General features: G+C 42.7%; 18 protein-coding genes and 3 pseudogenes. 11 read left to right on the top strand and 10 right to left on the bottom strand.

All coding sequences use genetic code 11. The annotated features are described in order from the left end of the window. Positions 1-38: 38 nt before the first annotated feature. Both proC and H6G77_RS05015 read left to right on the top strand, forming a co-directional pair. Complete coding sequence (gene proC / locus H6G77_RS05020; protein WP_190591645.1) at positions 39-851, top strand: pyrroline-5-carboxylate reductase; 813 nt, start codon at positions 39-41, stop codon at positions 849-851. 146 nt (positions 852-997) lie between these two features. Next, the gene (locus tag H6G77_RS05015; protein ID WP_190675946.1) at positions 998-3667 is read left to right on the top strand and encodes an RNA helicase; all 2670 of its coding nucleotides are present in this window, start codon (positions 998-1000) and stop codon (positions 3665-3667) included. 130 nt (positions 3668-3797) lie between these two features. On the opposite strand, the pseudogene thyX reads toward H6G77_RS05015, so the two are convergent. Together thyX and H6G77_RS36455 are read right to left on the bottom strand one after the other, a co-directional pair. After that, positions 3798-4232: pseudogene (thyX, locus tag H6G77_RS36460) on the bottom strand (FAD-dependent thymidylate synthase); the annotation flags it as partial. Between the two features lie 3 nt (positions 4233-4235). Further along, positions 4236-5837: pseudogene (locus H6G77_RS36455) on the bottom strand (FAD-dependent thymidylate synthase); the annotation flags it as partial. A gap of 160 nt (positions 5838-5997) precedes the next feature. Between H6G77_RS36455 and H6G77_RS05005 the strand changes: the two are divergent. Beyond that, positions 5998-6213 carry a chlorophyll a/b-binding protein gene (locus H6G77_RS05005; RefSeq protein ID WP_190591648.1) on the top strand — a complete coding sequence of 72 codons (216 nt, stop codon included), beginning with the start codon at positions 5998-6000 and terminating at the stop codon, positions 6211-6213. A 300-nt stretch (positions 6214-6513) separates the two neighbouring features. Here the strand turns inward: H6G77_RS05005 and H6G77_RS05000 are convergent, their stop codons facing one another. The 3 genes and pseudogenes from H6G77_RS05000 to H6G77_RS04990 form a co-directional block, all read right to left on the bottom strand. Beyond that, positions 6514-7167, bottom strand: a complete 654-nt coding sequence (locus H6G77_RS05000; RefSeq protein WP_190870991.1) for a class I SAM-dependent methyltransferase — start codon at positions 7165-7167, stop codon at positions 6514-6516. Positions 7168-7335: 168 nt separating this feature from the next. Next, positions 7336-8049, bottom strand: a complete 714-nt coding sequence (locus H6G77_RS04995) for a diacylglycerol/polyprenol kinase family protein (RefSeq protein WP_190870990.1) — start codon at positions 8047-8049, stop codon at positions 7336-7338. Between the two features lie 216 nt (positions 8050-8265). After that, a pseudogene (locus tag H6G77_RS04990) lies at positions 8266-8445 on the bottom strand (penicillin acylase family protein); the annotation flags it as partial. A gap of 213 nt (positions 8446-8658) precedes the next feature. Between H6G77_RS04990 and H6G77_RS04985 the strand changes: the two are divergent. The 4 genes from H6G77_RS04985 to H6G77_RS04970 are packed head-to-tail and all read left to right on the top strand — an operon-like array spanning position 8659 to position 12054. After that, the gene (locus H6G77_RS04985) at positions 8659-9513 is read left to right on the top strand and encodes an ATP-binding cassette domain-containing protein (protein ID WP_190675943.1); all 855 of its coding nucleotides are present in this window, start codon (positions 8659-8661) and stop codon (positions 9511-9513) included. Then, positions 9470-10327, top strand: coding sequence for an ABC transporter permease (locus H6G77_RS04980; protein WP_190870989.1), 858 nt, complete (start codon positions 9470-9472; stop codon positions 10325-10327). The genes H6G77_RS04985 and H6G77_RS04980 overlap by 44 nt, the downstream gene beginning before the upstream one ends. Before the next feature lie 19 nt (positions 10328-10346). Continuing rightward, positions 10347-10817 carry a MarR family winged helix-turn-helix transcriptional regulator gene (locus tag H6G77_RS04975; protein WP_190591654.1) on the top strand — a complete coding sequence of 157 codons (471 nt, stop codon included), beginning with the start codon at positions 10347-10349 and terminating at the stop codon, positions 10815-10817. Next, positions 10786-12054 carry an MFS transporter gene (locus H6G77_RS04970; RefSeq protein WP_190675941.1) on the top strand — a complete coding sequence of 423 codons (1269 nt, stop codon included), beginning with the start codon at positions 10786-10788 and terminating at the stop codon, positions 12052-12054. The genes H6G77_RS04975 and H6G77_RS04970 overlap by 32 nt, the downstream gene beginning before the upstream one ends. Positions 12055-12403: 349 nt before the next feature. Here the strand turns inward: H6G77_RS04970 and H6G77_RS04965 are convergent, their stop codons facing one another. Continuing rightward, entirely contained in the window at positions 12404-12838 is a 435-nt protein-coding gene (locus tag H6G77_RS04965) for an NUDIX hydrolase (RefSeq protein WP_190591656.1), read from the bottom strand. A 152-nt stretch (positions 12839-12990) separates the two neighbouring features. On the opposite strand from H6G77_RS04965, the gene malQ reads away from it, so the two are divergent. Continuing rightward, a complete protein-coding gene (gene malQ / locus H6G77_RS04960) occupies positions 12991-14499 on the top strand; it encodes a 4-alpha-glucanotransferase (RefSeq protein ID WP_190870988.1) in 1509 nt (502 codons plus the stop codon). A gap of 168 nt (positions 14500-14667) precedes the next feature. On the opposite strand, the gene H6G77_RS04955 is transcribed toward malQ, so the two are convergent. Both H6G77_RS04955 and H6G77_RS04950 read right to left on the bottom strand, forming a co-directional pair. Then, positions 14668-15465: a RodZ domain-containing protein gene (locus H6G77_RS04955; RefSeq protein WP_190591658.1), complete on the bottom strand. Its 798-nt coding sequence runs from the start codon at positions 15463-15465 to the stop codon at positions 14668-14670. Then, positions 15462-16256: a pseudouridine synthase gene (locus tag H6G77_RS04950; RefSeq protein ID WP_190675938.1), complete on the bottom strand. Its 795-nt coding sequence runs from the start codon at positions 16254-16256 to the stop codon at positions 15462-15464. Before H6G77_RS04950 ends, H6G77_RS04955 begins: the two co-directional genes overlap by 4 nt. A 140-nt stretch (positions 16257-16396) precedes the next feature. On the opposite strand from H6G77_RS04950, the gene H6G77_RS04945 reads away from it, so the two are divergent. After that, entirely contained in the window at positions 16397-17110 is a 714-nt protein-coding gene (locus H6G77_RS04945) for a DUF2993 domain-containing protein (protein WP_190591660.1), read from the top strand. A 132-nt stretch (positions 17111-17242) separates the two neighbouring features. Here the strand turns inward: H6G77_RS04945 and H6G77_RS04940 are convergent, their stop codons facing one another. Both H6G77_RS04940 and cbiT read right to left on the bottom strand, forming a co-directional pair. After that, positions 17243-18127 (bottom strand): phosphatidate cytidylyltransferase, encoded by an 885-nt coding sequence (locus H6G77_RS04940; protein WP_190870987.1) that lies wholly within the window; start codon positions 18125-18127, stop codon positions 17243-17245. 140 nt (positions 18128-18267) lie between these two features. Beyond that, complete coding sequence (gene cbiT, locus H6G77_RS04935; RefSeq protein WP_190870986.1) at positions 18268-18870, bottom strand: precorrin-6Y C5,15-methyltransferase subunit CbiT; 603 nt, start codon at positions 18868-18870, stop codon at positions 18268-18270. Positions 18871-18964: 94 nt separating this feature from the next. Here cbiT and H6G77_RS04930 point away from each other — a divergent pair, with 94 nt between their 5' ends. Both H6G77_RS04930 and tatA read left to right on the top strand, forming a co-directional pair. Next, the gene (locus H6G77_RS04930) at positions 18965-20446 is read left to right on the top strand and encodes a serine/threonine-protein kinase (protein WP_190870985.1); all 1482 of its coding nucleotides are present in this window, start codon (positions 18965-18967) and stop codon (positions 20444-20446) included. Positions 20447-20612: 166 nt separating this feature from the next. Then, complete coding sequence (gene tatA, locus H6G77_RS04925) at positions 20613-20786, top strand: twin-arginine translocase TatA/TatE family subunit (protein ID WP_190591664.1); 174 nt, start codon at positions 20613-20615, stop codon at positions 20784-20786. Positions 20787-20894 lie beyond the last annotated feature (108 nt).

Genomic DNA, 20894 nt, shown 5'->3' with positions numbered 1-20894 from the left:
CAAATGACTAATGACAAGTGACTAATGACCAATCATAAATGACTAGAAAATTTGGCTTAATTGGTGGTGGGGTAATGGGAGAGGCGCTGTTATCCCGCCTGCTTGAGCGGGGCATCTACCAACCCTCAGAAGTAATCATTAGCGAACCCCAACCAGCGCGTCAGGCTTTTTTGCAGCAGCAATACAATGTGGCTGTGACAACAGATAATAGCTTGGTATTTCAACAAGCGCAGGAAGTCATATTTTTAGCTGTAAAACCGCAAGTATTTAGTGCGATCGCTCAAGAATTAGCAGATATTGTTTTAGCAGAACATTCCCCCTTGGTGATATCGATTTTGGCAGGAGTGCCTTTACATCACCTAGAAGCATCATTCCCAGGTTTACCAGTCATTAGAGCAATGCCCAATACCCCAGCCACAGTCGGGGCGGGGATGACAGCTATCTGTTTAGGTGCGTATACAAATGCTAAACACCAGCAAAAAGCATCAGAGATATTTTCCGCCGTGGGAGAAGTGGTGGAAGTCTCCGAAAGCTTAATGGATGCTGTCACAGGCTTATCTGGTAGCGGCCCGGCTTACGTCTCTATATTGGTAGAAGCTTTAGCAGATGGTGGAGTCGCCGCAGGCTTACCCAGAGGAATTGCCAATCAACTCGCCTTGCAAACAGTATTGGGAACCGCACAATTACTGCACACCAGCAAAATGCACCCAGCAGAATTGAAAGACAGAGTAACTAGTCCTGGTGGGACAACCATTGCTGGTATTAGCCAATTAGAAAAAGCTGGATTTCGCTCGGCTTTAATTGAAGCAGTCAAAGCTGCCACAGCGCGATCGCAAGAATTGGGAAAATGAGGGGAGTGGTGAGTGGTGAGTAGGGAGTGGGGAAATTAGAAAATATGCCTATTCCCCATTCCCTACTCCCTATTCCCTACTTCCTATGACGAAGTTGACAAAAGACCCGTTAATATAGTAAACAGTCTGGTTGCAAATGTGATTGAGTGAACTATCCCGCACCGTCTCCAGAAATCAACTTAGGGTCGATATTTCCCTTTGATCTGGATCAGTTTCAGAAAGATGCGATCGCGTCCCTTAATGCTGGACGCTCCGTAGTTGTATGTGCGCCCACGGGTTCTGGCAAAACCTTAGTCGGAGAATACGCTATTTATCGCGCCCTAGCTCGAAAAAAGCGCGTATTCTACACCACACCCCTCAAAGCCTTGTCGAACCAAAAACTCCGCGATTTTCGTGAGAAGTTTGGTGCCGATTTAGTAGGACTGTTAACTGGTGATGCGTCTATTAACCGAGATGCACCAATTTTGGTCATGACCACAGAAATCTTCCGCAATATGCTCTATGGCACACCCATCGGGCAAGTTGGCATTTCCTTGGTGGATGTGGAAGCAGTGGTATTGGATGAGTGCCACTACATGAACGATCGCCAACGCGGTACAGTTTGGGAAGAATCGATTATTTACTGTCCCCGTGAAGTGCAACTAGCAGCCCTCTCCGCCACAGTTGCCAATAGCGAACAACTAACAGATTGGTTAAACCAAGTCCACGGCCCCACAGACCTGATTTATTCTGATTTTCGCCCAGTGCCTTTGGAATTTCATTTCTGTAATCCCAAAGGTCTGTTTCCCTTGCTGAATGATACGCAAAACAAAATTAATCCCCGCCTCATTAAGAAACATCGCAAAGGACAAGCTGACAAAGGTAAAAACGGCAGACCAGAAGCCCCAGGCATCATCTATACCTTAAGCCAACTCCAACAGCGAGATATGCTCCCCGCCATTTACTTTATCTTTAGCCGTCGGGGATGCGATAAAGCTGTGGCTGAGGTGGGTGATTTATGGTTAGTCAATGGTCAAGAGTCACAAATATTACGGGAGCAAATCGACGACTTTTTAAACCGTAACCCGGAAGCCGGACGTTCGGGACAAATTGCCCCCCTTTATCGCGGCATTGCTGCCCACCATGCCGGGATTTTACCTGCGTGGAAAGTACTGGTGGAAGAATTATTCCAACAGGGATTGATTAAAGTGGTATTTGCGACGGAAACCTTAGCCGCCGGGATTAATATGCCTGCCCGTACCACAGTGATTTCCACCTTGTCAAAACGTACCGACACCGGACACCGTTTGTTAAATGCTTCCGAATTTCTGCAAATGGCAGGTCGGGCTGGTCGGCGGGGGATGGATAAACAAGGTCATGTGGTGACAGTCCAAACTCCCTTTGAAGGCGCGAAGGAAGCAGCCTATCTGGCGACATCAAAACCAGATCCTTTAGTCAGCCAATTTACACCGAGCTACGGTATGGTGTTGAATTTACTGCAAACTCACACCATAGAACAAGCTAGAGAATTAGTAGAACGTAGTTTTGGTCAGTACATAGCTAACTTGCACCTCAAACCAGAATACGATGAGATAGCTGAACTGCAAGCCCAATTAGCTCAACTCCAAGAACAAATCGCGGCTGTAGATGAAAACGAAATTGCTATTTATGAGAAATTACGCCAACGTCTAAAAACCGAACGCCAATTATTAAAAACTCTGCAAAAACAAGCCCAAGATGACCGTCAAGAAGAGTTAGTCATGATGTTGGGCTTTGCTGTTTCTGGCACATTGTTAAGTCTCAAAGGCAAAAATATCACGGTTTCTGCACCTGTGATGGCGGTTTTAGTTGGTAAAAGCCCTGGAGTACAAGCGCCATATTTTGTTTGTTTGGGACAGGATAACCGTTGGTATGTGGCGACAACGGAAGATGTGATGAATTTACATGCTGAACTCCCCCGCCTGGACGTGCCAGGAGATATTCTGCCACCATCAGAATTGATCTTTAAGCCAGGACAATCTTACCGTGGGAATGAACAAACAGCTGCGATCGCCAAACTCATTCCTAACCCCGATGAAACTCTAAATTTACCACCAGAAGTCGCAGAACAACTCAGTCGCGTTACCGCCGTGGAAGAACAAATCGAAAATCATCCACTGCGCCAGTCTGGTAATGCTTCGACAATTTTTAAACGCCGAGCGCGTTATGTAGAACTTGAAGCCGAACTTGAACAACTGCAAGGACAAGTCGCCCAACAATCACAACGCCATTGGGAAGAATTTCTCAATTTAATTGAGATTTTGCAACACTTTGGTTGTTTGGATAACTTAGTCCCAACAGAATTAGGACAAATGGCCGCCGCCATTCGGGGCGAAAATGAATTATGGCTAGGTTTAGTGTTTGCGAGTGGTGAATTTAACCAATTAGACCCGCAGCACTTAGCCGCAGCTGTCGCCGCGTTGGTGACAGAAACTCCCCGCCCCGATAGTCGAGTCAACTTTGACTTAAGTGAAGAAGTTGCCGAGGCTTTAGCCAAACTTCGGGGTATCCGCCGTCAAATGTTCCAACTGCAACGGCGATATAATGTGGCGTTACCAATCTGGTTAGAATTTGAGTTAATTGCGATCGTTGAACAATGGGCATTGGGTATGGAATGGACAGAACTCTGTAACCACACCAGCTTGGATGAAGGCGATGTCGTGCGAATTTTACGCCGGACTCTCGATTTATTATCTCAAATTCCCCACGTTCCCCATCTCCCAGACGTTTTGCAGCGTAACGCTTACCGGGCGATGCAGTTAATTGATCGGTTCCCAGTCAATGAGGTAGTTGAGTAAATTTTTTAGGGAATCGGGAGTCGAGAGTGGGGGTAGACAAGGTAGAGGGGGTAGACAAGGGTGAAGAAAAATAGTTTCTACCTTGTCTCCCTTATCCCCCTTGTCTCCCTTGTCCCCCTTCCCCCAAGAATCAAGGTGCCAGTCGAGCTTTACCTAGACGCTGCTTTTCATACCATTGTGCGATCGCTGGTGTCCACTCGGCAAAATGCGGCCACATTAATTCGCACAACTTCTGAATTTCTAACTGGGCATCTTTTTTATTTCTCAGGTCACAAAAATGCAAAAATGACCTGACATTAAAGCTCACAACAAAATGCTGGCGATAGTCAAACGGCACTATTCCTCTAGCATGTTCTTCCGACATCCCAGCTTGGAAACTTGCCGCATATCTTTTAGCTGCTTCCATACACCATTCTAAATCTGCGGCTCGTTGCTCTGGGGAGTAGTAATATTTTTTGCCCTGCCTATCTGTGTAATGACCTACAGGACGTAGGTAGAAAACATCTTCTATGTCTTTCTTGCCTTCTATGACTTCAATAAACTGATTGCCTGTATATCTGAACGAATTGTGAACCACTACACCATTAGCAACAAAATTATGCCAATTACCTTCAACTTCTAAGTCGTAGGTCATTTGTTGCCCAAGGTATTCTACATCCTTAACTTTAACGGGATGCGCCCGTAACTTTTTGCCGAGTGATTTTGGTTTAGACTGCCAATTTTCAATGTCTATGACTGGGTGATAAGATTGAGCGAATTCAGCTTCTTGATTATTTTGATGAATATCTTCATGGCAATTCTTACATACAGTCACTAGATTATTAAAGTCGTATGCCAGTGACTCATCAGCGTAAACTGATATTAAATGATGAGCATGAAGATTGCCACCACGAACTCTACATTTCTGACAAATATAGTTGAACTTTTCATAGACTTTGGGTGCAATATCTCTTGTCCATGCACCTATTAACTCTCTCTCAGTAGAGGTACCGCCTTTCCAAAAATGAGATTCTTCTTTTCTTTTTATATATTTTTTCGCGTTTTCTATACGTTTTTCTCGACTTTCTGCTGATAAGTTTAAGCTATAACAACCTTGACCTTTGTTCCAGGGATTTCTTGTACCAGATTGCCTTTTATTTAGAGATAATCCATAAGCATAAACCCATTTTTTAATTACTTCTATTGAGCAGTTAGCTAATTTTGCCATTTCATCAGTATGGAGTCCTTTATTAAGTTGCTCCTCTAACCAAAGCCTGTCTCGATAAAGTGCATCAGGGTTGTAGTTCCAAGGCTTGTGTTCTTTAGGAAATTGACTATCTTTGTGATTTAAAGATAATCCATATCTAGCAGCCCAACTTCTAATGGTGTTAACAGAACATTCTGATAATTGTGCAATTTCTAAGGTTGATAATCCTTTTAAAATTTGAGTTTCTAGCCATTCTCTACTCGTGTAAAGACCTTTACCTACAACTGTCAGACCATTACACATTAAATTACATTGTTTAGTCATTTTGACTACACTGCCATCATGATTAGTAACTAAGCCAACAGCATCGCCCATTGTCTGCCAGCCTTCTGAGGTAAATAAACGATGATTAACAGTACAATCTAAAGTCTTTCCATCTTCTAAAGTTAATCGATAGACTGGCTGAATCCCACTGCAAATCACATCCTTAATATGTCCAACTTCAAACAAGCCAGTTTCTTCGTTGAGAACTCGTAAGCGCATTTTACGAAGACGTTTTTTAGAGTCACGTCGATATTCTCCAGGTAGTTCTCCATTAGTCCAGAGATCGTATAACTCTCCAATAGTTTTTTTCAATTTTTGGCTTGCTTCGCCTTTACAGTTAACAAAAGTAATTTCAGTATTAGCTGACAAACACTGGACATCAAAACTCACGCCGACGCGATGAGTCCGGGCTTGTTGCATGACGCTGTGAGGAAAATAACCACAGTTGAAGACAATTTGCGGATGTTCTAGCGGCCCGTAATGTCCCCGTTCACCTGCTAACAGTCGTTTAACAATAACTTCACCGCATTGTGATTCCGAAGGCCATGAGTCTCGTTCATCAACCACAAATGCGTCAGTATAGTCCTGGTGCATCGCAGCATAAATCACTTGCTGCGGATTTGGTGTTTTGGTAATAACCTCTACTCGGAATCGCTGCATGGGTTTTCTCAGAGTTGACATGAGGAGTAGAGCCTGTTTGTTACACATGACTCAAAACTCAGAACATCATCATATAGCTTTGGGTAGACTCAGATACTTTACAAAAGTTTACTAATCCTGTTACACTTCTTTACAAGCGAAAGCAATTGGGGAAAATTTGATGCGTACCAACGGTTCTATTGTTGATGATCAGGGCAAGATGAATAACTTTGCGGTTGAGCCAAAAATTTATGTAGATGAGCAAGGCGATCGCACTGGCTTTAAACCATATTCAGAACTTCTCAATGGTCGTTTAGCTATGATTGGTTTTATCTCACTGATAGCATTAGAAGTATTTACTGGACATGGCGTTTTTGGGCTTTTATCCAGTCTGTAATAGAGTAGGTGACAGGTGACAGGTTATAGAGTTGAGAGTCTCTTTGATGTCTAGTCGTTATAAGACTAATATTTGATTTTGGAAAAAAATCAGTACACCCAGAGTAGGCTTCTTTCCTACTCCCCATTCCCTACTCCCTGCTTACACAAATATATTCAGGCATCAAACCGTATTCCTATATCATCTGTCGATGTCCGAACTACCTTGGCCATTGGCATCACTAAATCTTTAAAACGCTATTTTTCATACATTTATTTATAGAGGCGGGAAAGTTCCCGTCTCTTTGTTTTTTATGTCAAATTATGAGTTGGAATTGCGATGAGCAATCACAGCATAAAAAGGATCTCCCGCACCAATACTCATCAACTGTAAAAAATAGGGCATAGTTGACTGGCGAACAATCACTTCTGGAGTGGTAAATCCCGGTACTGAGGTGAAATAGTGCTTGACTAATTCGACTCTGGCGGCTTCGGAAGCATCACGCCAAGCTTGAATGGCTTTTTGAAAAAACATCCGGTTAGAAAAGCTAATAATCGCAATACCACCAGGTTTGAGAATGCGATGAATTTCGGAAAAGACGGCTTCGGGATATTGTAGATACTGCACAGAAACGCAAATCAGCACAGCATCAAAATCTTGATCTTGTAGGGGTAGCTGCGGATTGTCGTTGAGATTTTGGACAAAGTAATGATTTAGGCGCGGATTGCGTGCTAGTTCTTCAGCGTTGAGTCCATGTCCTTCAATATGGGCAAACTCTATCTCTTCTGGTAAATGAGATACCCAACTGCTCATCATATCAATGATGCGAGTGTTGGGTTTGAGGCGATCGCGGTACAAATCTGTTAGCTGCTGAATAAACCCATCATCAACATGAGTGACGAAGCGAGGATAGGCATAAAATAACCGATCATCCGTATCATCTAATTTTTGGCGTTGATTTGGTCTAAGTGTCATAAATATCGATTTTTTAAAAGCTCGTTACAAAACTTAGTATAAACAAGAAAGAAAAAACAGCTATTTTTACTTCTGCTTCATCTTTGCCATTTTTATCAGATGTTTGGTTTTACCCTTTTTAATTCGTCAACAGTCTCATGGAATTCTTCGGGGATAGGTACAAGAGTTCTATACTGAAATCTGCATCAATGCCCAAATTACACCTGCGGTAACTAGTGGCACACTGAGGTTATCTGTACCGTGGGGTGATATGGCTTCAACAAAAGTTGCGAAACTCGCACTAATTAACGCTGTTAACAAAGCTTTGCTCACACTCAAAGGTACAGCTAAAGGACTCAGAAAAGAACCAGGTAAAAACATCAGTACCAAAAATATTGCTGTTGTGCTGGCTAAAAACATCGCCAGTGAACCTTCCCAAGAACGTACAGATGAACCGATTTGGTATTTGTGTTGTCCAAAACTTTTACCAATTAATGCAGCTAAAGCGTCTCCCCAAGTCATAGCCATAATTCCAGCCACAGCAATGGGGACATGATCAACTGAATTATCTGGTCGCCAGAATAACCCAAAAAGTAGCGTGACTGAAATTGCAAAATAAACTGTCCCTGGAGAACTATCTTCAGTATCCATTGCACCGATAAGTCGATAACGGTAAAGCAGATAGTTAACACCGATAAAGGTAGCGAAGGGAATAATCCCAATTTGCCAATGTTTAAACAGCAGCAACACACCAAAAATCCACATTCCGGCGCTGATGTGGATAACTTTGCGAGTTAAGTCTGGCTGAATACCAAAAAATTTTCGCAGTCCTTCACCAAGGGCTAATAAACTTATAGCGTAGGTGTAAGAAGCAGCTAGTCCAATCAGATCAGAGTTGGTCATTTGTTACTGGTCAAGGGTCAATGATTAATAGTTATTTTCGCTTTTATTGCCTTGACATAAGTAAGTCGGGGGGAAAAAACATAACTATATTAAGAAAAGTTAATTAAACTAAAACCCTCTTTCCTTCTGCCTTCTATCTCGACCTTTTTACAATTAAAAATATTTACGTCGCTCTACTTAGAATGAGATTTTGGAATTAATTACTACAGCATACCAGCGATCGCTATGACCGATAATCACCCCTAACATTCCCGCAAAGGAAAAACCCGCCACGTTATAAGGACATTCAGCATTCTTGTTAATACAATGCAATCCCATTTCATCCCAAATCGAAGGAATCTGCACGGCTAAATGTGGATCATTTGCCAAAATTGGTTTCTTAGTGACGGTGCGTTTTCACTTTGAAAATTCCTCCCCAAATCGTAAGCCATGACTTTACCCCAGGTTAAAGGGGGTTAGGGGGATCTGAATCAAGATTTAGATGTTAACCGAAATGTATTGAAAGTGGGGAGTGCGTCAATCATTAACTTTTATGCCATGAACTATTGACAGGTATATATTGTAAATCTAATATTTAGTTTATCTAATTATAAGAGAGTAGATAAACTTGTGACAGGACTGACAGGAAAAGTAAATCGGTCGGAAATACCTGCCAGCATACCGAAACCGATTATTCTAGAAACCCAAGGACTCACACGCCGCTTTGGTAAGGTTACGGCAGTTGACGACCTTAGCATCTCTGTAAAACAAGGGGAAGTTTTTGGCTTACTGGGGCCGAATGGTGCAGGTAAGAGTACCGTAATTAAAATGTTGACGACTCTGTTACCTAGCAGCGCAGGGAAAGCAACCTTAGCTGGCTATGACATCACCCATCAATCTACAGCTGTGAGAAGGGTGATTGGCTATGTACCACAAGCTCTTTCTGCTGATGGTAGCCTCACCGGGTATGAAAACCTGTTGATATTTGCCAAGTTGTATGAAATTCCTAGCAAGCATCGAGAACGATACATTAAGGAAATTCTGGGATTTATGGGTTTAGCAGATGCTACCCATCGCTTAGTCAGAAATTACTCTGGTGGGATGATTCGCAAGTTGGAAATAGCTCAATCGATTTTGCATCAGCCGCAAATTTTGTTTTTAGATGAACCCACAGTCGGACTAGATCCCCTCGCACGCACTCAGGTTTGGCAATTAGTACAGAAACTTTGTACTGATTTTGGCACCACGATATTTTTAACTACCCACTTTCTAGAAGAAGCTGACAATCTTTGTGACCGAGTGGTAATTATGCAGCGTGGCGCAGAAATTACCCAAGGCGTACCCAAAGACCTCAAAGCCTCACTCGGTAAGCCGAATGCAACTTTAGATGATGTCTTTATCCACTACACAGGCGACCAATTAGTATCAGGAGTTAACTACCGTGACACAGCAAGAACCAGGCGTACTGCTCAACGGTTGGGTTAGAAACAAAGCGACGCGCAAGCATAATTTTATCTCTGCAATTAGTGAGTTAATCATTAAAACATTGGCGATCGCAGAACTAGAAGTTCGCAAACTCCGCCATGATCCCACCGATTTAGCTGTGAGAGCCGTCCAGCCAGCACTATGGTTACTCATCTTTGGGCAAGTCTTCGCCAAAACTAGAGCCATCCCAACTCAGGGAAATCTGCCTTATTTAGATTTTATGACGGCGGGAATTTTGGCGCAGAGTGTTTTATTTGTTGCCATTTTCACTGGGGGAATGACTTTAATTTGGGAACGGGATTTAGGAATTGTGCATAAATTCCTCGCCAGTCCGACACCCCGCGTTGCAATGGTATTAGGCAAAGCCGTAGCTTGTGGAGTCAGGTGCTTGTCACAGGTATTTATTATTTATGGGTTGGCATTTTTATTAGGAGTCAAGCTGAATTTACATCCCTTGGCAATTATCCAAGTCTTACTGATTGTTTTCATGGGTGCGGGATGTTTTTGTATTTTTTCCCTGATTATTGGTTGTTTGGTGAAAACCAGAGAAAGAATGACGGGAATTGGACAGTTATTAACCATGCCGTTGTTTTTTGCCAGTAATGCCATTTATCCGATTTCCTTAATGCCGAACTGGCTAAAATTTATTTCTCACATCAACCCTTTAACTTATGAGGTTGATGCTTTACGAGGCAAAATGCTACTCAACGGTACAAGTCTTTATGGATTTAGTCTGGATTGTACGATTCTCCTACTAACATTAATAATATTAACCCTCATCTGTGGCAAACTTTATCCACGGGTGGCGATGTAACTAGGAGAACTACTAGCCAATGAAGCTCGATAAACCCTCACATACGGCCACTTCTGAAGAATGTGCAGCCAAAGTCATGGAAACCATTCCATTAGTGATGCGGTTTATCAGGAAGGAGATGCGAGCGCATAACGCCGGGTTTTTGTCAATTCCCCAGTTGCGATCGCTGGCATTTATCAACCGCAATCCTGGTGGTTCATTATCTGGTTTAGCAGAACATCTTGGTGTCACCTCAGCCACAGCTTCCGCAACCATAGAACGGCTAGTACAGCGCAACTTAGTACAACGCGAACATCATCCCCAAGAGCGACGGCGGATAGTTCTCAACTTAACTGACGAGGGTAAGTATCATCTTCAGCAATCCCTCAATCATACTCGCGCTCAAATTGCTGACATTCTCAATAATTTGTCAGCCGAGGAATATTCTCAGATTGAACAAGGGTTAACCTTCTTAAAAAATGTCTTCGATCAAACGGAAATTAACTCCTAACAGCAATCAGGCTGAAAAACACGATCCCTTTGCGGCGTTAAGATTTCGAGACTATAGATTATTTACCATTGGGCGGTTACTGTTATTTATCGGCGCTCAAATGCAAACAGTCGCCATCGGCTGGGAACTGTATGAACGGACGGATTCAGCCTTGGCTTTAGGTGGTGTGGGACTCGCTCAAGTTTTACCGATTATTGCCCTCACCTTAGTTGCGGGAGATTTAGCCGATCGCCGCGATCGCAAAATCACTGTTTTATCTTCAGTTATCTTACTCGCTCTCTGTTCCCTGACTTTAGCAGTGCTTTCCTATACCAAGGGAGCAGTATTTTTAATTTATGCCTGCTTAGTGTTATCTGGAGTTGCTAGGGCATTTCTCAAGCCGGCGGGTGATGCTTTGATGTGGCAGTTAATACCTGTGAGTGCTTTTACCAATGCTGCCACTTGGAATAGTAGTAGCTTTCAGTTAGCCGCAGTAATTGGCCCCGCCTTGGGTGGCTTTGGCATTGCTTTGTTAGGAAGTGCGACAGGGGTATATATATTAGCGGCGATCGCTGCTTTTTTATGTTTCTGTCTCACAGCCACAATTAAAGAGCAAAAAAATATTCGCACCAAAGAACCACTTTCTTTACAAGCACTCTCCGCCGGCGTGAAATTTCTCTGGGAGAATCAGTTGATTTTAGCCGCCATTACCTTAGATATGTTTGCGGTGTTATTTGGTGGTGCGATCGCTCTACTGCCAATTTTTGCCAAAGATATCTTACGTGTCGGGCCAGTAGAATTAGGCTATCTGCAAGCCGCCCCTTCCATCGGCGCATTAATTATGGCTGTGAGTTTGGCCTATCTACCCCCATTACGCAAAGCCGGGCCGGCCTTACTTTGGTCAGTTGTTGGCTTTGGCGTGGTTACAATTATTTTTGGTCTATCCCGTTGGTTTTGGCTATCTATACTTATGTTGGTGTTGAGCGGTGCGTTAGATAGCATTAGTGTAGTAATTCGCCATACTTTAGTTCAAATTAAAACACCCGATCATTTACGTGGTCGAGTAGCGGCAATTAATAGCGTGTTTATCAGTGCTTCTAACGAGTTGGGTGGTTTTGAATCTGGTTTAGCGGCTGCCATATTTGGCCCGATTGCGGCGGTGGTGGGCGGTGGTGTTGGCACAATTTTAGTAGTGCTGGCAGTCGCTAAGATTTGGCCTGGTATGGTTAAACTTGGGTCATTGGAAGAATTAGATTAAAGTCTAAATAGCGTTACTTAAATTGACATCATCTAAATCTGCTCCTGTTATAGCAATCCTACGTGATTTGTAAAAATTGAAAGGCTCAAATCCCCGACTTCTCAAAGAAGTCGGGGATATTGTTGTTCAAAAGTGATTTAGGACTGCGATAAATCAGCATTATTTAATTCTATTCCACTCAAATCCACTCCTTCGAGGCATAAATCTCGAAGATTTTCATGATGAATTTGTTTTTATCCTGCGGCTGATTTTCCTAATAGTGTCCCAGCATTGAATACTAAGCAATTCTCCTCTCTCCGCGCCCTCTGCACCTCTGTGGTACCCTACCCTTCGGGAATTTGCGTCTACGTTAAATCCCTAGCCTGGGACGTATACCATAATGCCTATAGCGCCAATAATCGCGCAGAATACGGTCATGATCAAAACATAAATTAGTCGGTACAAGCCAAGACTCAAAAACACCTATACCCTTGGCATCATCTCCCGCCTTTGGTTCTCCCGTAGCTGTAGCCAAAAATACTATGCTAATCGTATGCTGACGGGGGTCGCGGCTGGGGTCAGAATACACCAAAAATTGTTCAATCAACTCAACCTTTAAACTAGTTTCTTCTTCAGCTTCTCGCTTGGCTGCGACTTCCACCGATTCACCATAGTCAACAAAACCACCGGGAATTGCCCAACCAAAAGGGGAATTAAGCCTTTCAATTAACACTATTGGCCGATGTGGTTGGTCAATTAATTCAATGATGATATCAACCGTTGGCGCGGGGTTGCGGTAACTCATAGTCAAGATTCAATAGTCAATGGTCAATAGATCACTAAGTCATAACACATAACAAATGACTAAGGATACAAGACCAGAGCTTCCTTTTCTGTGGTAAATTCAATGCGATCGCCCAGCGTATCCTCCAGACTTATACTTGAAATTACATAAATATGCCTTTTCCCAGATCAAGTGGCATTTTGCTGCATCCTACTTCTTTACCCAGCCGATTTGGTATTGGTGATTTAGGTTTAGCAGCCTACAAGTTTATTGATTTTCTCCGCGAGAGTTACCAGCAATATTGGCAAGTTTTACCTTTGGGGCCGACTGGTTACGGTAACTCTCCTTATGCGGCTTATTCTGCAATGGCGGGTAATCCTTTCCTCATCAGTCCCGAAAAACTCCAAGAACAAGGTTTACTCGCTGAAGCAGACTTTGCGAATCTGCCAGAATTTAACAATTCTCAGGTAGACTACGACAAAGTAATTGCCTTTAAAACCCAACTGCTCAAAATAGCCTGCAAAAATTTTCAAAGCCAAGCTACGCCTCTACAACAAACTGAATTTGCGGGTTTCTGTGACAGTAAAGCTTATTGGTTAGATGATTATGCTTTATTCATGGCGCTAAAAGATGCCCATGAGGGTACAAGTTGGCATACTTGGGAACCAGAACTAGTCAAGCGCGAACCAGCAGCACTTGAGCAAGCAAAGCAGCAGTTAAGTGCAGAGATTTTTTATTATAAATTCATCCAATTTGAGTTTTTCCGTGAATGGTCAGAACTCAAAGCCTATGCCAATATGAGTGGCATTCAAATTATTGGCGATATTCCGATTTATGTCGCTCAAGATAGTGCTGATGTCTGGTCGCATCCTGAAATTTTTTGTTTAGATGAGGAAACCAGAGAACCAAAATTAATGGCGGGAGTTCCACCAGATTACTTTAGTGCTACGGGTCAATTGTGGGGAAACCCGGTTTACGACTGGGAAGAATTACAAAGCCAAAACTTTAAGTGGTGGATAGGTCGCTTTGAAGCGATGCTGGATTATCTCGATGTGATTCGCATTGACCATTTTCGCGGATTTGAAGCTTATTGGGCTGTTCCCCAAGGGGAAGAAACTGCAATTAATGGGGAGTGGGTGAAAGCGCCGGGAGATGAATTGTTTGCTGCTATTAAGGAAGCTTTGGGTAAGTTACCTGTATTAGCTGAAGATTTGGGCGTAATTACCCCAGAAGTAGAAGCACTGCGCGATAAATATGAATTTCCGGGAATGAAGGTATTGCAGTTTGCTTTTGGTTCTGATCCCGGTAATCCCTTTTTACCATTCAACTACTCGCGGAATTTCGTAGTTTATACCGGAACCCATGACAACGATACCAGCGTTGGCTGGTTCGATAAAGCAAATGATTACGAAAAGCGTAACTTCCTACTTTATTTAGGTTGTATCAGTCCTGAAGGTGTGCATTGGGATATTATTCGCTTGGCTTTTAGTTCTGTCGCCAATCAAGCAATTATTCCCTTGCAGGATGTTTTAGGCTTAGGAACCGACGCGCGGATGAATTTCCCCAGTGTGGCTGAAGGTAATTGGGGCTGGCGCTATCATACAGAAGCACTGACTCAAGAATTAAGCGATCGCTTAAAAACTCTCACCCAATTATATGGCCGCGCCCCACAACCAAGATAAGGGAACTTGGACAGGGGGCAGGAAGCAAGGGAAACAGGACTTACGCACCAAGATTGTCTGTGGAGATTGGGTTTAGGGGTGAAAGGTTATGGGAGGGTTTTCAAAACCTACAGCCCTACACCTGACCCAAACATTGATTTTTCGTCTCATTGCGTAAGTCCTGTGTAATTAAGATTGGGGCTTGGCGGCGGCAATTTTCACTTCTTCTGCTTTCCCTGGTTCTCCCATTTGTCTAGCTTCTTGCTGATTCACACTCATCATCACACCTCCAGCATTATCGGTTTTGACGGTGAGTTGCTCTTGGGCTTTCCAAACCCGATGGCTTCCCTCTGGTAAAACTCCTTCAAACTCGGTTTTACCATCAGCCACTACCCGAATCCAAGAAGCGGCTTTTAAGGTGACACCAATCTGTACAGTTTGATTTTCTTGATTGTTGCTGACAGACTCGGCGGCTGTATTTTCTGGTTTAGAATTAGGCGCGGGCTGGGAAACAGTTTCTGGTTGTGAGTTATTATCAGCACTCAATTCTGCACCGTTTAATACTTTAGACAAACTGCTGACAGAGCAAATAATTACAAATATGTACAGCAAGTAAAGATGAACTGGCCGTAATAGTTTCAGTGACCGATTCACAGGCGCAACCGCCGTGGGAGTAGCTGGGATCACAGTTACAGGAAAAGCCTTCGCAAATTCTGTCCCGTTAAAACCTAGTGCGTCAGCATATTGACGAATAAATCCTTGAATGTAAACTGGTTCTGGTAAGTCTTCGAGATTACCTTCTTCAATCGCCTGCAACAACCGCCGCGAAATTTTGGTAATCACCACCATTTCTTCTAGAGATAAACTTTTTTCTTGACGCGCCGCCCAAAGTTGAGCGCCCATTTCTTTCAGCTTTTCGGCACGTTGTTGTTCTAGAGTTAGGGTTGGTTGCTCATTGTTTTTGCTTTTAACCTTAAACCACTTCATGATTTAACTTTACTCCTTCCCTCAGCTGAGTCTTTAATAGTTCTGCCCTTAATGCTGTTGTGCAGAAAACGAATTTCTGCATCACTCAAATACCGATATTGACCTTCACATAAAAAGGTTTGTTTTGGCTGTTTTAATTGAATTGTGCCTATAGCAGTTCGATGTAATTTAATGACTGGATGTCCCAAAATCTCGGCTACGCGCCGAATTTGGCGATTTCTACCCTCCTTTAAAACGATTTCTAAACAACTGTTTTCCGCAGAACTTTCTATAAAATTTACTTGAGCAGGCAGCGTTTTTCTTCCATCTAATATCACACCTTGAGACCACTTTTCGATTATTGCTGGCGAAGGATGACCTTTGACTACAACTCGATAAGTTTTTGGAATACTATGGCGTGGATGAGTGAGTCCAAAGGTTAATTCTCCATCATTGGTGAGAATTAATGCGCCTGTAGATTCTGCATCTAAACGCCCAACAGGATGAATCCCTAAACCTGCACGTAACTTTTTAGGTAGTAAATCCAAAACAGTCTTTCTGCCTTGGGGATCGGCGCAAGTTGAAACTACTCCTGGTGGTTTGTTGAGCAGCAGATAAATTAAGGGGGGACGTTCTGCGGCAGAAATTAACTTGCCATCAATGGCGATCGCATCTTCTTGGGTGTTAACTTTTTGACCTAAATTTGCGACTACTCCATTTACCTGCACACGCGACTGCCGAATCATTTCTTCCGCTTCTCGCCGTGAGGCAATACCTAACTGTGATAGTGCTTTTTGTAATCTGACCTCCATGTTGAAATTACTTATACTTTATTCAACCTTTAAATAATAATCATATTTGCATTTTGTCCTGAATCGCCATAGATGTTAAATTTAAGGCTTGTTTCAGTTTAGTTAGTTGATGAGCTAAAATTCATCAACACAATAGTTCCATGCCTGAAAATAATTCCCAAGCAAAGGGTGCAAATAAAATACGAATTATCACCAATGTCCTCACTACAGCGATCAAACTCTGGTTAAGGTCGCAAGTGAGTCATGTGTCTCAGTTAGAGGTGGATATTCAAGCGAGCGATCGCCAACTTCTCTCAGGTCGTATTCCTTGGGTTTCTATTGCTGCAAGCGATGCAGTCTATCAAGGCCTCCATATTACACGAATTCAACTCGTTGCGGAGAACATTCAAATCAACATAGGCGCAGTACTGAAGGGCCAGCCCTTGCGACTGTTGGCAACAGTACCAGTGGTTGGCGAACTGATCGTAGATGAGAAAGACCTCAACAGTTCTGTCTCATCAGAACTATTATCTACTGCTTTAAATGAAGTACTGGTTCAACTTGTACCAGAACACTGCCTAAAATCCAAGCAAATGGCTTGGGAAAAAATTATTTTGGAGAATCATCGAATAATTCTGGGTGCTATCCTAACACGTCCCAGCGACAATATACCTCTGGAAATATCTTTAAATTTAGATTTATTTGGTAATCAAGAATTACGGTTATCACAGATTAAAGTGATAGAAAATGGTTCGCCTTTAACTTTAAGTAACGAAAATTACAATTTAGATTTAGGTTCTGATGTCGAAATTCAAGAACTAAAACTGATCCCCGCTCAATTGGTGTGTCGCGGAAAAATTAATGTGAATCCGTGAGAAGTTGGAAGTGTGAAGACAAGGGGGACAAGGGAGAAAAGCACAAAAGATTATTGACTCCTGACTTCTGACTTGTATCAAAATACAGTTCATATCAGCTACTGTTACCTGTTACCTGTTACCTGTCACCTGTTACCTAATCAACGGCAATAACAATGTGACGAAGTAGTAAACTAACGGGGCTGTGAAAATATAGCTGTCGGTGCGGTCTAATATGCCGCCATGACCGGGGATCAGTTGTCCAGAGTCTTTTACGCCAGCATCGCGCTTCAGCATAGATTCTGTTAAATCGCCTAACAGACTAGCAATGCCAATTAGTAAACCCAAAGCTATACCTGTAAACAAAAATTGGGGTAACTGAAGATAATAGCAGCCTGCGATCGCCACAGCCACACTACCAGTAATGCCAAATACTGCGCCTTCTACAGTTTTTTTCGGACTAATATCTGACAAACGAGTTTTACCAAAGAATTTGCCAAACACATAAGCGCCAATATCTGCCGCCCAAATACATAAAAACGCCAATATAGTAAATGTAAACCCTGGTGGTATAGCAGCTAAATTGTTTGGGTCTAAAATCTCAGCCCAAGAATTAGGCCAGTAACCGTTGAGAGGAATATTACTCACGGCTGCACTGCCAATTCCCCGTAGTCTTACCCAATAGCTTGACAGATAAGCTACATAAAATAGTCCCATAATCGAAGCGGAAACATCAGCGATCGTCGCCATTTTGGGCTGAAATAGCAAGTAAAAACAAATCACAGTCCCACCCAGAGGTAATACTGCATCTGCTAAACTGCCATCGACTGTACAGATAATTAGCAAGACTTGGCTGACAAAGATAGTGGTTTTTGCTGCCGGGACAATGCCTCTAGCCTGCACTAAATTAAAATATTCCAGTTGCCCTAAAAAGATGCTGACAGCAATCGCAACAGTGAAGTACCAACCTCCTAATAGGGTAGCTACCAAAGCAAGGGCGATCGCAATAATTCCGCTAATAATTCGAGACCAAGGCATAAAAGAAAAGTATGAAGTGTGTAGACGCGCTTTGCGCGGCTTCCCGTAGGGTAGTATGAAGTGTGTAGACGCGCTTTGCGCGGATTGCCGCAGGCTAGTGTTAATTTCAGACTTCAGCCTTCACACTTCATCCTTGAGATTTAGTCTAGTTTCTCACCACTGAGGATAAAAATGGGATCAACGGCGGTAAAAATTTGAGAAAAGCCTTTTGTCTCTAAACGATTGACGGCAGACTGAACAACTTCAATATTCACTGCGCGTAACTGAGAAAAGCTTTGAGAGATAGCATACAGACTTTCTAGATTACCAGCTGTCGCCACGACGCGGCCTGATGATGGCAAATAATCCCAGACAGTTTTTAAAATATCCTGAATGTGTCTTCCGCCTTCGATGCAAACCCTGTGAGGTGCTGTCTGAATCTCATGTAAACATTCTGGGGCGCTACCTTCTATGACCTCCACATTTTTGACCTCAAAGCGATCGCAGTTACGCTTAATTAAATTCGCCACTTCTTCATCTCGTTCTACAGCAATAATCTTGCACTGGGGACACAGTAGCCCAATTTCTACGGGGATCGTCCCTGTACCTGCACCGATATCCCAAAATACAGAATCAGGTTTGAGGCGTAGTTGAGCAATCAACAACAGTCGCACTTCTCGTTGAGTAAAGGGAATTCCCGGCAAATGCTCAAATAATTCGTCGGGAATGCCGGGTGTAACGTAAGGCCAATGTTGGGTAGGCATATTAAAGATATATTTATACTAAAGATACTCGCTTGTTAAATTTAGACAAGTTACAGACCATCGAAAGTTTGACAACGTAGCATCATCAGCAATTATGATAACTGAGCAAATATTAGGCGGTCGCTACGAAATTCAACAGCAATTAGGCAAAAAGGCAGGGCGACGGACTTTTGTTGCTCGTGATTTAACAACTCAAGAATTAGTCATCATTAAGTTACTCTCATTTAATAGTGACTTTGAATGGGATGATCTCAAGTTATTTGAGCGTGAAGCCGAAACATTAAAATCTTTATCACATCCTGCTATCCCTCGGTATTTAGACTATTTTGAGGTAAATTCACCAACTATCAAAGGCTTTGCTCTCGTACAAACTTATATCCCGTCCCAAACTTTAGAGCAGTGTTTACAATCGGGGCGGAGTTTTACAGAAGTTGAAGTTAAACAGATAGCCACGGCAGTTTTAGAAATTTTGATTTATCTACATGGTTTAAATCCACCTGTGATCCACCGTGATCTTAAGCCTAGCAATATTTTATTGGGCGATCGCTCTGGTAATAGTGTCGGTCAAGTCTATTTAGTTGATTTTGGTTCGGTGCAAACAGTCTTGGCTACTGAAGGGGGAACGCGGACTGTAGTTGGTACTTACGGTTATATGCCACCAGAACAATTTGGTGGACGCACAGTACCTGCATCTGATTTATACAGTTTAGGCGCAACTTTAATTTATTTAGTTACAGGTACTCACCCGGCTGATTTACCCCAAAAAGATTTACAAATTCAATTTGATCATGCTGTTCATCTGAGTTCGGGTTTGAAGCAGTGGCTACAGTGGATGACTGAACCGAGTTTAGACAGGCGGTTGAGTAATGCAAATGCAGCCTTAGCAGCTTTGGAACATCCACAACTTTTACAAAAACTCCAACCAGCAGAAATTAACTTGTCAGACTGGATTAGAGGTCATTGGTATTGGGATGGAAATAATTGGGTTTCTAATAATCTAGACGTTGGCATTTCCAAACCTGCTGGCAGCAAAATTCAACTCACAAAAAATGGGGATGCACTAGAAATTACAATTCCGTCAAAGGGTTTTGATATATCAACCCTATATGGCGCTGGATTTGCGATCGCGTGGCATTCTTTTCTTTTATTTTGGACTATTACTGTTATTGTTTCAGCTTTTCCGGTTGGTATTCTCTTTGCGCTCTTCTCCCTACCTTTTTGGAGTGGTGGCGTGGCAATGATTTGGCGCATACTATTTGATTTATTTGGCAGTCTACGATTACGAATAAATAACAACCAATTTAGCTTAAAGCGGCATTTGTTTGGCTTTACATTTAATCGCCCACACGCCTCGCCCAGAGACAAAATCAACCATTTAGTTTACATTCCTGAGCATTTTACGAAAAATCAAGAAGGTATTCGCAAACTAGTTCCAGCACAACTGGATATTTGGGTTGGTAGAGAAAAATACTGCCTTGGTGGTTACACAGATATAACTTTATCAGCAGCAGAAATAGAATGGTTAGTTTATGAATTAAGCTATTGGTCAGGTATCCCCATTACCCAAGACGGGTGAGAGAAAAAAGGTGTGGGGAGTGTGGAGGGTAATTTTTTGGATACTTAGCTAGAAATCCCACACAAAATTTCGTTCACCCACCCAAGACTAGGCAAGATTGTTTTAGAAGTAGCTCGTACAACATCGGTTTATAGTTGACTACAGAAGCTTGAGAGAGGAAACTTGTATGTTTGGACTGGGATGGCCAGAGGTGGGTATCATTGCCATAGTCGCGCTGCTGATTTTTGGCCCGAAAAAAATTCCCGAACTGGGAAATGCACTGGGCAAGACTCTACGGGGTTTTAAAGAAGAATTGAATAATCCCAATGATGAAAAGAATTCGGAAAAAGAAGAGGAATAAGGTATAGGTTACAGGTTACAGGCTGGTTTTGATTGCTAAACAGCCCTGACGCTGTTGAGGTGAAAATATAAAGGCGCGAAAATTTCGCGCCTTTACTAATGAAAAATC

The organism is Aulosira sp. FACHB-615, from assembly GCF_014698045.1.
Taxonomy (GTDB): domain Bacteria; phylum Cyanobacteriota; class Cyanobacteriia; order Cyanobacteriales; family Nostocaceae; genus Nostoc_B.
The sequence above is the reverse complement of the archived record's forward strand: the minus strand, read 5'-3'. Positions and strand labels throughout refer to the sequence as shown.

Coding starts and splice junctions, on each gene's coding strand:
- tatA (WP_190591664.1), top strand. CDS start 20,613: ATGTTTGGACTGGGATGGCCAGAGGTGGGTATCATTGCCATAGTCGCG.
- proC (WP_190591645.1), top strand. CDS start 39: ATGACTAGAAAATTTGGCTTAATTGGTGGTGGGGTAATGGGAGAGGCG.
- H6G77_RS04995 (WP_190870990.1), bottom strand. CDS start 8,049: ATGACCAACTCTGATCTGATTGGACTAGCTGCTTCTTACACCTACGCT.
- malQ (WP_190870988.1), top strand. CDS start 12,991: ATGCCTTTTCCCAGATCAAGTGGCATTTTGCTGCATCCTACTTCTTTA.
- H6G77_RS04975 (WP_190591654.1), top strand. CDS start 10,347: ATGAAGCTCGATAAACCCTCACATACGGCCACTTCTGAAGAATGTGCA.
- H6G77_RS04945 (WP_190591660.1), top strand. CDS start 16,397: ATGCCTGAAAATAATTCCCAAGCAAAGGGTGCAAATAAAATACGAATT.
- H6G77_RS04930 (WP_190870985.1), top strand. CDS start 18,965: ATGATAACTGAGCAAATATTAGGCGGTCGCTACGAAATTCAACAGCAA.
- H6G77_RS05000 (WP_190870991.1), bottom strand. CDS start 7,167: ATGACACTTAGACCAAATCAACGCCAAAAATTAGATGATACGGATGAT.
- H6G77_RS05005 (WP_190591648.1), top strand. CDS start 5,998: ATGCGTACCAACGGTTCTATTGTTGATGATCAGGGCAAGATGAATAAC.
- H6G77_RS04950 (WP_190675938.1), bottom strand. CDS start 16,256: ATGGAGGTCAGATTACAAAAAGCACTATCACAGTTAGGTATTGCCTCA.
- H6G77_RS04970 (WP_190675941.1), top strand. CDS start 10,786: ATGTCTTCGATCAAACGGAAATTAACTCCTAACAGCAATCAGGCTGAA.
- cbiT (WP_190870986.1), bottom strand. CDS start 18,870: ATGCCTACCCAACATTGGCCTTACGTTACACCCGGCATTCCCGACGAA.
- H6G77_RS04965 (WP_190591656.1), bottom strand. CDS start 12,838: ATGAGTTACCGCAACCCCGCGCCAACGGTTGATATCATCATTGAATTA.
- H6G77_RS04955 (WP_190591658.1), bottom strand. CDS start 15,465: ATGAAGTGGTTTAAGGTTAAAAGCAAAAACAATGAGCAACCAACCCTA.
- H6G77_RS04940 (WP_190870987.1), bottom strand. CDS start 18,127: ATGCCTTGGTCTCGAATTATTAGCGGAATTATTGCGATCGCCCTTGCT.